Annotated in this window: 14 protein-coding genes; 8 read left to right on the forward strand and 6 right to left on the reverse strand. The window is 47.1% G+C overall.

All coding sequences use genetic code 11. From position 1 onward, the window contains the following. The first annotated feature begins 309 nt into the window (after positions 1 to 309). Genes KTO58_RS22865 through KTO58_RS22875 form a run of 3 tightly spaced genes read left to right on the forward strand, consistent with a single transcriptional unit; the run spans position 310 to position 1220 of the window. Entirely contained in the window at positions 310 to 561 is a 252-nt protein-coding gene (locus tag KTO58_RS22865; protein ID WP_157752782.1) for a PD40 domain-containing protein, read from the forward strand. After that, the gene (locus tag KTO58_RS22870) at positions 530 to 1048 is read left to right on the forward strand and encodes a hypothetical protein (RefSeq protein WP_095837174.1); all 519 of its coding nucleotides are present in this window, start codon (positions 530 to 532) and stop codon (positions 1046 to 1048) included. The genes KTO58_RS22865 and KTO58_RS22870 overlap by 32 nt, the downstream gene beginning before the upstream one ends. After that, positions 1002 to 1220, forward strand: coding sequence for a PDZ domain-containing protein (locus KTO58_RS22875; RefSeq protein WP_095837173.1), 219 nt, complete (start codon positions 1002 to 1004; stop codon positions 1218 to 1220). Before KTO58_RS22870 ends, KTO58_RS22875 begins: the two co-directional genes overlap by 47 nt. 432 nt (positions 1221 to 1652) lie before the next feature. Here the strand turns inward: KTO58_RS22875 and KTO58_RS22880 are convergent, their stop codons facing one another. From KTO58_RS22880 to KTO58_RS22895, 4 genes are all read right to left on the reverse strand, one after another. Then, on the reverse strand, positions 1653 to 1847 hold the full coding sequence (locus KTO58_RS22880) for a hypothetical protein (RefSeq protein WP_095837172.1): 195 nt from the start codon (positions 1845 to 1847) through the stop codon (positions 1653 to 1655). 165 nt (positions 1848 to 2012) lie between these two features. Continuing rightward, on the reverse strand, positions 2013 to 4829 hold the full coding sequence (carB, locus tag KTO58_RS22885; protein ID WP_095837171.1) for a carbamoyl-phosphate synthase large subunit: 2817 nt from the start codon (positions 4827 to 4829) through the stop codon (positions 2013 to 2015). 885 nt (positions 4830 to 5714) lie between these two features. Then, positions 5715 to 6866: an MFS transporter gene (locus KTO58_RS22890; protein WP_095837170.1), complete on the reverse strand. Its 1152-nt coding sequence runs from the start codon at positions 6864 to 6866 to the stop codon at positions 5715 to 5717. Positions 6867 to 6898: 32 nt separating this feature from the next. Further along, the gene (locus KTO58_RS22895) at positions 6899 to 7645 is read right to left on the reverse strand and encodes a DeoR/GlpR family DNA-binding transcription regulator (RefSeq protein ID WP_095837169.1); all 747 of its coding nucleotides are present in this window, start codon (positions 7643 to 7645) and stop codon (positions 6899 to 6901) included. Positions 7646 to 7740: 95 nt separating this feature from the next. Here KTO58_RS22895 and KTO58_RS22900 point away from each other — a divergent pair, with 95 nt between their 5' ends. Further along, entirely contained in the window at positions 7741 to 8301 is a 561-nt protein-coding gene (locus tag KTO58_RS22900; protein ID WP_095837168.1) for a 5' nucleotidase, NT5C type, read from the forward strand. Positions 8302 to 8454: 153 nt separating this feature from the next. Here the strand turns inward: KTO58_RS22900 and KTO58_RS22905 are convergent, their stop codons facing one another. Both KTO58_RS22905 and KTO58_RS22910 read right to left on the reverse strand, forming a co-directional pair. Beyond that, positions 8455 to 8976, reverse strand: a complete 522-nt coding sequence (locus KTO58_RS22905) for a hypothetical protein (RefSeq protein ID WP_157752781.1) — start codon at positions 8974 to 8976, stop codon at positions 8455 to 8457. Positions 8977 to 9543: 567 nt separating this feature from the next. After that, positions 9544 to 9831, reverse strand: a complete 288-nt coding sequence (locus KTO58_RS22910) for a hypothetical protein (protein WP_157752780.1) — start codon at positions 9829 to 9831, stop codon at positions 9544 to 9546. A gap of 421 nt (positions 9832 to 10252) precedes the next feature. Here KTO58_RS22910 and KTO58_RS22915 point away from each other — a divergent pair, with 421 nt between their 5' ends. The 4 genes from KTO58_RS22915 (at position 10253) to KTO58_RS22930 (ending at position 15469) form a co-directional block, all read left to right on the forward strand. Beyond that, positions 10253 to 10867 carry a helix-turn-helix domain-containing protein gene (locus tag KTO58_RS22915; protein ID WP_225859883.1) on the forward strand — a complete coding sequence of 205 codons (615 nt, stop codon included), beginning with the start codon at positions 10253 to 10255 and terminating at the stop codon, positions 10865 to 10867. 236 nt (positions 10868 to 11103) lie between these two features. Further along, positions 11104 to 12240, forward strand: a complete 1137-nt coding sequence (locus KTO58_RS22920; RefSeq protein WP_095837164.1) for a tetratricopeptide repeat protein — start codon at positions 11104 to 11106, stop codon at positions 12238 to 12240. Positions 12241 to 12363: 123 nt separating this feature from the next. Next, positions 12364 to 14277 carry an acetate--CoA ligase gene (gene acs, locus KTO58_RS22925; protein WP_095837163.1) on the forward strand — a complete coding sequence of 638 codons (1914 nt, stop codon included), beginning with the start codon at positions 12364 to 12366 and terminating at the stop codon, positions 14275 to 14277. 127 nt (positions 14278 to 14404) lie between these two features. After that, the gene (locus KTO58_RS22930; protein ID WP_095837162.1) at positions 14405 to 15469 is read left to right on the forward strand and encodes a hypothetical protein; all 1065 of its coding nucleotides are present in this window, start codon (positions 14405 to 14407) and stop codon (positions 15467 to 15469) included. The last annotated feature ends 22 nt before the right edge of the window (positions 15470 to 15491 follow it).

Genomic DNA, 15491 nt, shown 5'->3' on the forward strand with positions numbered 1-15491 from the left:
GTATTGATTATCAATAATTATAAAAGTTTGTTTTTCTCTATCTGTTATTGATTAGTTAACAATCTTTTTAATACATCTGATTATTTGTAAACTGCATTACCGGTCACGCTATTTAGGTCATTTAATTGAATGAATAGTCGTGTCTTTAATGGTTATTTTGAGGGAAAAAAAAGAGCCTGATCTTTATCAGGCTCTAAGTTTTTAAAATGTCGGTTTATAACCTATGCTTCATTTATAAGCGGTAACTCAAATACCGCTTTTCGTTTTTATATTACCCAATCATTTTATCACCAATCACCCATCCCCACTATGCGAAAGAATCCCCTTGGTATAATGGGTTGTGCGTTAGTGTTATCCCTCTCAACTGCTACACAACAGGAAAGCTTATTAATACGAAGCCCATCTGTCAGCAACAAACACATCTCCTTTACATATGCCGGCGACATATGGGTAGCCGATCGGGACGGGCAACATCTCCATCGCATCACCGTCAATCCGGATAGCGAAACAGAACCCATGCTCTCGCCCGATGGCAAATGGATCGCTTTATATAGACATTAGCACAAAGAAAGTAACTGCAGTAGATAAGGACCTCTATGAAACCCTTGATCCCCTTTTTTCAGCTGCCTGGGGTCAGGATGGCAAAACGCTCTTATATGCTACAAACACAAAGTATGGTATTATCAACAGCAGTAATAAAGCCCAGGTAGGCGATGGCGCACTGAATACTGCGGAGATCCGGCTACTGGTAGATCCTGTCTCCGAATGGAAACAAATGTACAATGAACGCTGGCGCCAGCAGCGGGACTATTTTTATGTGGCTAATATGCATGGTGCCGGTTGGAAAGCACTCCAGAAAAAATATGAGGTGTTTTTACCTTTCGTCGGCCACCGCGATGACCTCAATTATCTCTTTCACGAAATAATGAGTGAGCTTGTCATCCGGCCACAACTATGTCGGGCAGGGCGATGTGCCCGCAGCGGCCAATGTAAATACAGGCATGCTCGGAGTAAACTATGCCGTGGAAAATGGACATTACCGCTTTAAAAAGATCTATTCAACTCCTGTCTTGGATGCAAATACGCCCTCACCACTGGTACAACCAGGAATACAGATACCTGAAGGCTACTACCTGCTGGCAGTAAATGGTACCCCCTTAAATGAACACATTAACCTGTATAGCCTGTTCCAAAATACCGCCGGCAAACAAGGATATTAGTCAATAACAAACCATACATCCATACCGCCAGGGAATATACTGTTATCCCCGTCGCCAATGAGGCCAACCTCAGACTAATGGATTGGGTGGAAAGCAACCGCCTCTAAGTAGACCGGCTCAGCAAAGGTAAACTGGCATACATCTATCTGACTGACACAGGCGATGAAGGATATAACTTTTTCAATCGCTATTAGTTCGCACAACTGGATAGAAAAGGGGGCGTGATCGACGAACGGTTCAATGGCGGCGGCTCCGCAGCCGATTATATCATCAATATGCTGGATCGCAAATTGCTTAACTACTGGGGCACCCGCGATGGAAGAACAACCACTACCCCTGATAATGCGATCTTCAGCCCCAAAATACTGATCACCAACTCTTACGCAGGCTCAGGGGGGCGACCTCCTCCCTTACATGTTCCGGGAAAGTCAGTTAGGTGCCATCATAGGTACCACCATGGGTATACTGGTTGAAATCTATAACTATCCCCCGCTGATAGATGGCAGTACCCTCACCGTTCCTCGCATTGCTCTCTATACCCGGGATGGACGGTAGGCCATCGAAAATGAGGGCGTAAAAGCAGACATTGAAGTAGAAATGCCCACTAAAGAAGTAATTGCCGGGCATGATCCTCAACGGGAAAAAGCGATTGAACTTCCACTCCCCCAGCTGGACAACAAACAGGCAACACCTGTTCCTGTTCCTCCGGTAAGGGCTAAATGAAAATGGCTATAAGCAAAAACGGTTGCCTTGTAACAAGGCAACCGTTGCTATAATAAAATAGTCATGAACTTATTTACTCAGGTACATGCTCTTCTCCTTATACAAAGTGCGGAAATAAGGATCACGCAGGTCTTTGATAAAGCGGATAGCCTCCCCGGTAGATTTCATCTCAGGGCCTAATTCCTTGTTCACACCTGGGAACTTATTGAAGGAGAACACAGGCTCCTTGATCGCAAAACCTTCCAGACGTTTCTCTATCGTAAAATCAGTCAGTTTCTTCTCTCCCAGCATTACCTTGGTCGCAATGTTCAGGTAAGGTACCTGGTATGCTTTGGCAATGAATGGCGTAGTACGGGAAGCACGTGGGTTTGCTTCGATCACATATACCTGCCCGTTTTTGATGGCGAACTGGATGTTGATCAAACCACGGATATTCAACGCACGCGCAATCTTCTCAGAGTAGTATTCCATTGTAGTCACCTCCATCGGAGAAAGGTTGAACGCAGGCAGTACAGCATTACTGTCTCCACTGTGAATACCAGCAGGTTCAATATGCTCCATACAACCCATTACATGGAAATTCTCACCGTCAAAGATAGCATCGATCTCCGCCTCTTGACATCTGTCAAGGAAGTGGTCGATCAGGATCTTATTACCTGGTAGGTGCTTCAGCAAGCTCAGTACAGATTGCTCCAGCTCCTCCTCGTTGATCACGATACGCATACGCTGACCACCCAGTACATAAGAAGGACGTACCAACACCGGATAACCTACCTCTTTAGCAACCTCGATCGCCTCATCAGTATTGTAGGCAGTACCATAGTTAGGATAAGGAATACCCAGTTCTTTCAGCATATCAGAGAAACGACCACGGTCCTCAGCGATATCCATATTGTCAAAGGAAGTACCGATGATACGGACACCTTTCTCTTCCAGTTTCTTCGCCAGCTTCAGCGCCGTCTGGCCACCCAGTTGCACAATTACACCTTCCGGTTTCTCCAGCTCAATGATCTCCCACAGGTTCTCCCAGAACACCGGCTCGAAGTACAGCTTGCTCGCCATATCGAAATCGGTAGATACCGTCTCAGGATTACAGTTCACCATGATCGCATCATAACCACATTCCTGGATAGCCAGCAACCCGTGCGTACAACAGTAGTCAAATTCAATACCCTGACCGATACGGTTAGGTCCGGAACCTAATACGATGATCTTTTTCTTCTCAGAAGGGATGCTCTCGTTCTGCGTATCAAAAGTAGAGTAGAAATAAGGCGTCTTGGCTTCAAACTCAGCACTGCAGGTATCTACCATCTTATAAGTACGGACAATACCCAGCTGCTTACGTTTTTCATATACCTCCTCTTCCTCACAGTTACCCAACAAGTGAGCCAGCTGTTTGTCAGAGAAGCCCATCTTCTTCGCGTCCTGCAACATACCGGCCGTAATGGAATTCAGGTCCTCTTCCGCCAGTTGTTTTTCCATCGTCACGATGTCGTTGATCTGGTGCAGAAACCAACGATCTATATAAGTATGCTGGTGTATGCTCTTTACAGACATACCTTCCATCAATGCATCTTTAATACGGAAGATACGATCCCAGGTAGGCGTCTTCAGGCGCTCCAGCAATTGCTCGCTCTTCATCAGCGACTTACCATAATATCCCAGACCGATTGCATCGTTCTCCAGGCTCTGACATGCTTTCTGCAACGCTTCAGGGAAAGTACGGCCGATCGCCATTACCTCACCCACTGATTTCATCTGCAGACCCAATGTCTGATCCGCTCCTTTGAACTTGTCAAAGTTCCAACGGGGCATCTTTACAATCACATAATCGAGCGCAGGCTCGAAAAACGCTGAAGTGGTTTTGGTGATCTGGTTCTCCAGCTCATCCAGCGTATAACCGATCGCCAGCTTCGCTGCGATCTTTGCAATCGGATAACCAGTCGCTTTAGATGCCAGTGCAGAAGAACGGCTTACCCTCGGGTTGATCTCTATCGCGATCAACTGTTCCGTCGCAGGGTCCAGCGCAAACTGCACGTTACAACCACCAGCAAAGTTACCGAGGTCGCGCATCATCATCATGGCCTTGTTACGCATGTCCTGGAATGCAGTGTCGCTCAGTGTCATAGCAGGCGCTACCGTAATAGAATCCCCGGTATGTACCCCCATAGGATCCAGGTTCTCTACCGTACATATGATCACCACATTGTCATTCTTGTCACGCAGCAACTCCAGCTCGTACTCCTTCCAGCCCAGTACCGCCTTTTCAACCAGTACCTCGTGTATCGGAGACGCTTTCAGACCGCGATCCAACGCTTCGTCCAGATCATCCTTGCTGTGTACAAAACCACCACCGGTACCTCCCAGCGTAAATGAAGGCCGTATTACCAACGGAAATCCAATCTCCTGAGCAAACTCCTTACCCTCCAGGAACGAGTTAGCCGTCCGCGCAGGTGCTACCGGTATACCCAATTGGATCATCCACTGACGGAACTGCTCCCTGTCTTCAGCTTTGTCGATCGCCTTAATGTCCACCCCGATCAGGCGCACATTAAATTTCTCCCAGATACCCAGCTCGTCTACCTCCTTACAAAGGTTCAGCGCCGTTTGTCCTCCCATGGTAGGCAGTACCGCATCTATCTCGTTTTCCTCGAGAATCTGCTCTATACTTTCTACCGTCAATGGTAGCAGGTACACCCTATCAGCCATCATAGGGTCGGTCATAATGGTAGCGGGGTTGGAATTAATCAAAATCACTTTTATCCCCTCCTCACGCAACGAACGTGCTGCCTGTGAGCCGGAATAGTCAAATTCGCAAGCCTGACCAATAATAATAGGACCAGAACCAATAATGAGAACAGATTTGATAGATGAGTCTTTTGGCATTTGTGTAATCTATTGAAAATGAAAAACCAAATTGATCTTCATGCCAGCGATGGACAAAAAAAATCGTGCAAAGTTACGGGTTTCAAAAACTTTTGCGACATTATTTTTTGAAATAAACCGCATTTTCCCCTCCCGGTCTTCTGCCCATTTCCGGTAAAGCCGCATTTACATAGGCTTTAAAAAAACCATATAAGCTTTTATTGCTATCCAAAAAACACGTATTAATACGCTTTCTTATCTACATACATCCCATTAATTTTACCATAACGATCTTTCGATACATTAAGTTGTCAAGTGCGTGTTTAATACAGACTTATAGCATGGCTTAGTCCCTTATACCCGAATCGATATTGTTAAATATACTGGCTTAGCATTTACCACATTCTCTCAGATACAAAATCATCCTCTTGACGGTAGTAATCGCATACATGCCCTGCCACTAAAGGTTAAGATATATTTCAATGATTGCCGATCGTTTATAATTGTCGTCGGCATAATAGCCCCAAAAGGGCCGCCCTTTACTGGTCGGCCCCTTTTTATTTATATCCAATATAACTTGCATCCACCTCTCCCGTAGCTCTCCTATAACATACCTATACCCAGGCCCTATCAAACCACTATTCCAGAATCCCTATTTCCTTAATTCAGGTCCACCTCTCCCGTAGCTCTCCTATAACATACCTATACCCAGGCCCTATCAAACCACTATTCCGGAATCCCTATTTCCTTAATTCAGGTCCACCTCTCCCGTAGCTCTCCTATAACATACCTATACCCAGTGTATAATAAAAAAGGCCAGCCACAAAGGCCGGCCCGTCATATAATTCCACGTTTAGTCTCTCCCCCGCTACACATATAAGCGGAGGATCGCTTTTTAAAGAGTTATCATTCCACCCTGGAGCCCATAATGGCGATACACATCCCCATCACAGCTATAATGGAAAAAGATACCATCAGGTTGGTAGCCTCCGACACAAAACCTATCAGCGGCGGCCCCATTAAGAAACCCAGGTAACCAATAGTAGATACCGTTGCCAACGCCATACCCGGGGAAAGCTTTTTGGACTTCCCGGCCCCACTGTATACCAGCGGTACTACCGCAGATACCCCCGCACCCACTAACAGAAATCCAAATATGGCACTATAGAAATAAGGAAAACATACCGCGATCAACAAGCCACCAGCAGTGAAAGCCCCACTGAACTGCAACATCCTCCGGCGTCCCAGTTTAGTGGTCAGAAAATCTGCAATAAACCGGAAACCAGCCATCGTACTCATAAAGGCCGCATATCCCACACCCGACATACCATCCGGTACCATTACTACCTTCTTGAAATAAACACCACTCCAGTCAAACATAGCCCCCTCACAGATCATCGAACAAAAAGCAATGATCCCTAATATCATCAACAGACCATCCGGACGGGCAAACATCGCCTTCCGCTCCTGCGGCGCCGAATCATGTGCCACCACATGCCGTATACTACTAACTACTATAATCCACGCAATCGCCGTGATCAACAGAAAATGCTGGTAAGGTGCCACCCTCCCCGCTCCCATCGCAGCACCTATGGCCGCCCCGGTAAATCCGGCCAGACTCCACAAACCGTGAAAGGATGCCATTATAGATCGGTTATACATCTTCTCCACCGCTACCGCCTGCGTATTAACGGATATGTTCGCCAAACTACCCACAAACCCAAAGGTCAGCAGACAGCCAAACAACTGCCAGGAAGCCTGCACCAACCCCAATGTCGGCAACAAAGCCGCGTATAGTAAGGCCGTCACCATCAACACCTGCCGGCTCCCAAATCGGCTTACCAACCATCCCGCTACCGGCATCGATATCAACGAACCTATCGGCAACGCCAACAATATCCCTCCCAGTCCTCCATCAGACAAATGCAGGGATTGCTGTATCGCAGGTATACGCGAAGCCCAGCTCGAAAAGCAAAGCCCCGTCAAAAAGAAGAGGGCACTCACCGCTATACGCGCCGCCCGTTTAGACGAATTGTCCAATGTCAACTCCTGGATCATTTATATTGTACTGTTAATTAACGCTTGATACATCATATCACCTTGATGCCCATATTGATGTAAGGCTGTAATATCGCTTCCTGTGGCCTATCTGTAATAATAGTATCCAATGCCGTAATATCACACACCCGGTACGGCTCCGCAGTACCTACCTTATCCGTCGTAGACAAAGCAATCACCCGGTTGGCCGCCTGCACCATCGTCGACTTCACCTCCGCCTCCTCCATATCAGGCCCCGTCACCCCTACCTCCGTATGCAAACTGCAGATCCCCAGAAAACAAATATCCGCCCGCACTTTCTGCAACATCCGGATGGAATCCATACCCGCCGTCACCTGCGAATTCTTAAATATGCGCCCTCCCGTCAATATCACCTCCGTACTCGGATGATCGATCAGCTGCATCGCAATAGGCACATTGTTAGTCACCACCGTCAGCTTCAAATGCGGCGGAAACAACTTGACCAATGTATAGGTCGATGTCCCCCCGTCCAATATGATCGTCTGCCCATCATGCAAAAAAGACAAGGCCTTCGCAGCAATCGTCTTTTTATCATCTTCATGTAATTGTATACGCTCCTTAAAAGAAAACGGGTTAGGAGAATGTGGGATCGCCCCTCCCCTCACCTTTATTAACAGCCCATTCTGCGCCAGCACATCCAGATCCCTCCGGACCGTATCCTCCGATACCTGTAAAGCATCGCTCAATTCCGCATGCAACACCTTCTGGTCCTCTTTCAACTTCCGCAAAATGTAATCCAGCCGTTCTTCTTTCAGCATAATCTTGCAATTTTATGCGAAGTTATGAAATATTTTGCAACATAAACGCAGGTAAACATAAATAAAAAGCATAACTTTGCAATAAATCGCAAAATATGGCAAGAATTGTTATAGACATGGATGGAGTGATGGCTGATACAACCCAACAATATATAGATTGGTATGCTGCCAGATACGGCGTAACAGTAGAACGTAACTCCCTGAACGGCAAACCCGAAACAACCGGTTTCCCCCAGGAAGGTATCGTACCCGGCTTTTTACACACGCCCGGCTTCTTCAGAACATCCCCCATAATGGCAGATAGTCAGGAGGTAATCCGGGAACTGGTTAAAAAATATGAGGTATTTATCGTTTCCGCCGCTACAGAATTCCCGAAATCACTGGAAGAAAAATTAGCCTGGCTCAATGAACACTTCCCGTTCATCAGCTGGCATAACATCGTATTCTGTGGATCCAAGACCATCGTGCAGGCAGACTACATGATAGACGATCACATTAAGAACCTCAGCGCCTTCAATGGCGAAGCCCTCATGTTCACTGCCCCTCACAACATATACGTGGAAGGATACAAACGTATCAACTCCTGGCGGGAAGCAGGCGACCTGCTGCTGAACAACACCCCTGCTATACATACGCTCGAACCCTCCGCTGCCTGATAGCATCCGGATAACAAACAATAACTGGTGACCGCGGATGACACCAACCCTCTTCCGGGCTTGTTTCGCACGGCCGTTGCGAAACAAACCGCCTATCACCCCCTCATCTCCATCCGCCACTCACTACCCAGTAAAATGGACGACCTTGATCGTCTACCAATTGATTCCCAACTGCTGAATACCAGCCCGGTTGTTAATACTGTTGTAAGGATAATACGCCATATCCGTTACCAATCCCTCCCGTACGGGCAACAACCACATCCGCAATTGCTTCTCCTCATACATCTCACTGCTCAATATCGGCTGATACACCTGCCGGGACCATAACAACGGCGGCGATATCACACCTCGCTCATCCACATAATGTTTCAACCACTCTCCCCGGTGCCCCCTCACTTCCCGCTCCAATCGCGCATAAATAGCACAACTCAGATTACTCACAAACGCGTCCCGCCACAAAGGCAACGGCATCTCCACCCGCTGGACTAACAACTCCAATACACCCGGCGTAATATCATACGCCCCCACCTTGATCTGACGACTCCGGATCGCACGGTTCAATTCCTTCGCAATAATGCTGACATAACGCTTATGCGTCAACAAATGTGGCGCACCCGCCAATTCCAGACGCAAATAGCCAGTATCCGTACCAATGAATGGATCTCGCTTTCTCATACTTTTTATTTTTTGATGGTTAATTATATACTTGGGGTTACTCATCTGCTATCGATTTTTAAAAAAGTGATTATCCTGTTAACAGACTTTAATTGTTTTGGGGACATTTATCACAAGCTGATATCATTCCTTTTAGCAAATTAACTTATCATCATTCACGTGGTCAAATGCCAATGAGGTATGCTCAGGTGATGGAGCAAATATAAAAGGATTAATGACACAAAACAAAAACTTATAAGATATATAATTGCTGAATATCAATATGATAATAGGGTTATCATACTTATAATGGTGGTAATGATTAACAAGCAGTAACACTATCTTTCGTGAATGATCCAGGCAGTAAGTAAGGGAAATGATTAGGTATTAACAACAAAACAAACACAGTAAAAAAACAATAGATCAGTAGAAAAGAGAAGATGAAAAACAGAGAAGAAAAATGATACGGTTTATTTCAATTTGCAACAAAGGGAACTGTGATTAGCGGTGGTGGGGGCGCCCTCGATCTTACTAGGTAGGAAATAAAAAAAATGCGGATGGTAGGAGAAGTTAACAGTTGGATAGCTTTTACCGAGGCTTACGATATTTGCTACAATACTCCCACATCGTCTCATACACCTCATCAAATACGGCAATGATCTTTTCCCGCTCCGCATTACTCAGCGCAGGCACTAACTTACCCTTGCCCGATGTCGTCCGGTCTATCGCCTTCATCTTCCGGTAAAATGTAGGAATACTCCACGAACATTCCTCACATACCCGGTCCCTGAACTCTATCGGACAATTGAACAACTGGTTGTGCAGATCATGCAGCATGTTTACAAACGGTAAGTTTGGGGGAAGCTTTCTCTTCATAGACATTTGCTTTTTAGTCGTTGATTTATTTGTCGGCGTTAATTATTGATATCCTTATTTTCATTCAGAATGTAAGCAAATGTATTTATAATAAATCGAGTATGCTAATTTTTGTTTACCATTATCAACATATATAAACAGCCTGTATCCCGGTCAGGACAAGGGATTTCATTACATACTAATGAAACGTCCACTTTTTTTATCATTTTTTTTGTTGATAGTGTCTCAACGACACCTTATTTAGACATTCCCCATGCTATAACCCCGCAGTTGCAAATATACTTCAGCCACATACAGGCAAAGATTTCAGCCCTACAGACAAATGATTTTTTTTTGTTCAATTTGAGTTGAAAAATTCATTAAATGATAAACAAATTATTATATTGTATAAATAGCGCGGATATAAATAAAACAAATTATAATGCAGGCTAGGTTTATACATATGGGGCAGCGACTAAAACTGATCCTGAAACAAAAAAAGATCAAAATTGTGGAGTTTGCAGCAATGGCAGGCTTCACCAACCAAATAGCTCACTATCACCTCCGTAAAAGTGATATGAAAAGAAGTACCCTGGAAAAGTTCTGTAACCTCATCGGCATCACCACCGACGAATTCTTCGACTGGAAAGGAGTAGCAGCAGGCCGCACCGACAACAATAATAATATCCATCACGGACAACGACTGCAAGAACTCATCTCCGAAAGAGGCCTCAACAAAACACGACTCGCCCGGCGCCTCGGCATGAGCAGACGCACCATGTACAACCTCTTCGACAAAGAAATCTTCTCACCAGAAGAACTCGAACGAGCCGTCCGATCACTCGAAACAAGCGTCACCGCATTCCTCCGACCAGGTACAGCCGAAGAATCCCGACAAGCAGAAAGTGACGAAATGATGGCCATGAGAGAAAAATATTATAAACTGCTCGAAGAACACAACCAACTACTCAAAAACCATAGCGCACTAAAAGAAACACTCGAACAAGTAAAAAAAGATATAGTACAACTCCGGAAACAAATACGCACCAAAAAATAATCCCAACAAAGAACAAACCCCTATAATATCAAACCCGCAGACCATCTCAAATAATAGCTAACCCCGGTTCACACAACTCATACATAACAAAAGAACCCCACAGCTGTTGATCGCTGCACACCAGCTTGTAGACCCATGATCCCATCATTAAATGGTATCCACCCCTCCTATTTTTCTTCGCTAACTAAATTTTTCTTTTTAAAACTAAATAATTAGTTTTACTGAAATCTTTTGCCATGCACCTGATTCGCCTGATCCTGCTAGCCATACTCCCAGCCACCACCATCGCTCAACAAACACCTTCGTTCAGCAAAGCCATCGTCGTCGACTATCTCCAACAACAACAATACGACGAAGCTATCCTATATATTAATAACACCACCACCACAAAAGATCCCACCACACTCTCCCTGCTTGGATATACCTACAACCTCTCCGGCAAGCCCGACCAAGCCGCAGCCGCCTATAACCAATGGCTGCAGATTGATAGTAGCGCCATACTACCGCACCTGCAACTCGCTACTATATATATACAACAGGATAAACCCGCTCTGGCCATCCCACATTATCGTCAACTCATCTCCCTCCAACCCGATAAAGCCATCCACTACCGGCAACTCGCATTTGCATACAGCAATACCCGCCAGCACGATACTGCATTTGTATACCTGAGCAAAGCCTATACGCTCAACCCTTCAGACCCCAAAGTAGTATCCCGCTTAGGAGAAGAATGGGTAGAACGCAAACAATACACCACCGCAGATAGCATACTCCTGCCCTATCTCAGTAAAGACTCCATGAACGCATTTGTCCTTATACCCGCCATACGATCCGCCTACTTTCAGAAACATTACCTAAGAACCATCCAGCTGGGCCAACGGCTGATGGAACAGAACCTCACCGCTCCTTCCGCCATGATGTATGTCGCTGCCGCCTGTTTCAACAGCGCGCGGTTTGATGAATGCATCCGTGTCAATGAGTATATGACAAGCCGGCAAGCAGCCCTCGAAGGCATCATCTACTACGCCGCACTGGCACATAACAGGTTAAAAAATTATGACCAAAGCAACCAGCTGCTCCTCCTCTGTATCAATATGGCCAAATCAAAAAGCCTCGAGGAATATTACGCAGCCATGGCCGGCAACTACGAATTGTTAAAACAATACAAACAGGCAGCCGCCAATTACGACACGTCCTTCTTCCTGTCTCACGAGCCCTTGCGCCAATATAGCCTCGGCCGCATGTACGAGTCCCGCCTGCAGAATAAAACAATAGCAAACAAATACTATAAAAAATACCTGCGGCTGGCAAAACCCAAAGACGAAGAAGAACAGGCTATATACAAATATGTGCAGGCCGTAGCCGGGCAATAGTACTTTCATCCCGCTCAACCGTCATACTGCTCACCTGTTCAACCGGAGTACTATTATTCCTCATTTATCTTTATTAAATTTAGTGCCCGTTATGAACAGTTAACAATACAAAAAGTAGCAGCTATGGCTTACCCGTATCAGATCAACAACTTAGATGAGTATAAACAGGCGTATCAACAGAGCGTAATGGACCCGCAGGGCTTCTGGGCCAACGTGGCAGACCACTTCTATTGGCGACGCAAGTGGGACAACGTCCTGGACTGGAATTTTAAAGACCCGGATGTCAAATGGTTCACCGGTGCCAAACTCAATATCACCGAAAACTGCCTCGACAGGCACCTCGGTACACTGGGTAACAAACCGGCCATCATCTGGGAACCCAACGATCCGGAAGAACGGCACCGCGTTATTACTTATCGGGACCTGTATAATAAGGTATGCCAGTTTGCTAACGCACTGAAAAATAACGGGGTAAAAAAAGGAGACCGCATCTGCATCTACATGGGCATGATCCCCGAACTGGCCATCGCCGTACTGGCATGTGCACGTATCGGCGCCATCCACTCCGTAGTATTCGGCGGCTTTAGCGCCCAGTCCATCGCCGACCGTATCAACGACGCACAATGTAGCCTCGTGATCACCTGCGATGGCGCCTACCGCGGTGCAAAAGACATCCCCCTCAAGGCAGTCATCGACGACGCACTCATGGCCTGCCCTTCCGTTAAAAAAGTGATCGTCTGCACCCGCACCCGCACCCCTGTTAGCATGCTCAAAGGCCGCGACTCCTGGTGGGAAGACGAGATCAAACAAATAGAAACACAAGGCAACCCGCCCTGCCCAGCCGAAGAAATGGACGCAGAAGACATGCTCTTCATCCTTTACACCTCCGGCTCCACCGGTAAACCCAAAGGCGTAGTACACACCTGCGCCGGTTACATGGTATATGCCAATTACACATTCGTTAATACCTTCCAATACCAACCGGGAGAAGTATACTTCTGTACAGCAGACGTAGGCTGGATCACCGGTCATAGCTACATTGTATACGGCCCGCTCAGCGCAGGCGCCACCACTCTCATGTTCGAAGGTGTCCCCACCTGGCCCGATGCCGGACGACTCTGGGAAATCGTAGACAAGTTCCGCGTGAACATCCTCTACACAGCCCCCACCGCCATCAGAAGCCTCATGAGCTTCGGCCTCGGCCCCGTAAATCATAAAGACCTCAGCTCCCTCAGAAGACTGGGTAGCGTAGGCGAACCAATTAATGAAGAAGCCTGGCACTGGTTTAAAGATAATATCGGTAAAGGCAGATGCCCCATCGCAGACACCTGGTGGCAAACAGAAACCGGTGGCATCATGATCACACCCATCGCAGGAGTGACACCCGAAAAACCGGGCTATGCCACCCTCCCCCTACCCGGTATACAACCCGTACTCGTCGACGAAAATGGGAAAGAACTGGAAGGCAATGGCGTCAGCGGTAACCTCTGTATCAAATTCCCATGGCCCGGTATCATCCGTACTACCTATGGCGATCATGAACGCTGCCGGAAAACATACTTCTCCACCTACGAAAATCTCTACTTCACCGGAGATGGCTGTCTCCGCGATGAAGATGGCTACTACCGCATCACCGGCCGTGTCGACGATGTACTCAATGTAAGCGGCCACCGCATAGGTACCGCCGAAGTGGAAAATGCCATCAACATGCACGCCGGCGTAGTAGAAAGCGCCGTAGTAGGCTATCCGCACGACATCAAAGGCCAAGGTATCTACGCCTACGTCATCAACGACCGCCTCTCCGGCGATCCCGAACTTACCAAAAGGGATATCGCGCAAACCGTGGCTCGCATCATCGGCCCCATTGCCAAACCCGATAAGATACAGTTCGTTAGCGGCCTGCCCAAAACACGCAGCGGCAAGATCATGCGGCGCATCCTCCGCAAGATCGCAGAAGGAGATACCGAAAACCTCGGCGACACCTCCACACTGCTGGACCCTGCTGTCGTAGAAGAAATAAAACGCGGCAAACTCTAATACAGACTCATCAACCAATAGCTATACCGTCCGCAGGAAAGTACAGGGCCCGCCTTACAATGCGCTCCCTGTACAATGCCTGCGGACTTTTTTTTACATTGCAGCTTCACTAGCTTACCATTGATGCATGAGATCCGGACTGGTCAGAATATTCCTCCGCAGTTGGTTACCAGCCTTCCTGCTCACGTGGCTCCTGATAGGACTCTTTGCCACCGCTCTCTTCGTATATACCTACTATGCCGACCTATCTTACAAACACCTCACCGCCAATACCCTGCTCCGCCTCCTCGGCTGGCAGATGACCGAATACCTCCTGCGCAGCACACATATGCCCGCCTTCATCGCCGCAGCAGCCCTGGGATATTATCTGGGCAAATACTGGTACAAACTACCCCTTAAATTATTCCGCACCTCCCTATTCATACCCGCAGTACTAAGCTTTGCTATGCTAATGCTGAACGCCCGCGTACAACCTTTCGTAAGCCTCCGGAGCAAAACTCTGCTATACAATATCATCGTAAAAAGCCCAGACAAACCTCTGCCCGAAGTAGCTCCCTCCCTTTTTGACAGCTACTCCCGATTCAGCAGCACCAGCCGGCTGATAGAACAAACAGACTCCCTCACAACCCAGATCAACACAGACCGGCAGCAACTGATCTCCTATCTGCATGATAACAGCACCCCCTCCCAACTCAGGGCCAATTATTACATCTATAAAGTCCCCGAAACAGGTATCTCCTGGCACGACGTCTATACCACCAAAGGAGAAGGTACTCCCATCTTACCTTCCGGTGAAGAAACGGGACCCACCATACTCTCTATGGTCCGGCAGATCAAAGACACACAATTTTTACTCGACCAGCATACGCACGAACTGTGGCAACGGCATCTCCTGCCCCTGTTCCTGCTGCTGTGGCATGCCATCGGTTTTCTGATCGGCGCCATCAACTACAGGCTTAGCCCGCTACTAATGTTTCCCATGTTGTTATTATTATATGGAGCAGTGGAGTGGTTAACGCATTTTCTGGCAATAGACGGACAGGATAATATCGTGGACCGGTTCCTGCCTCTCGGCCTGCTGGCTCTGGCAGCAACCATATTATATTGCGTCGCACCGGGTATATTGGCCACTGGCAAAAAAGATCGGCGACTGCCAATGGTCATGTTTGGAAAAAGAAGAACTGGAAAGTAATGATATAAAAAAAGCGCGCCCT

Source organism: Chitinophaga pendula (genome assembly GCF_020386615.1).
GTDB classification, from domain to species: Bacteria; Bacteroidota; Bacteroidia; order Chitinophagales; family Chitinophagaceae; genus Chitinophaga; species Chitinophaga pendula.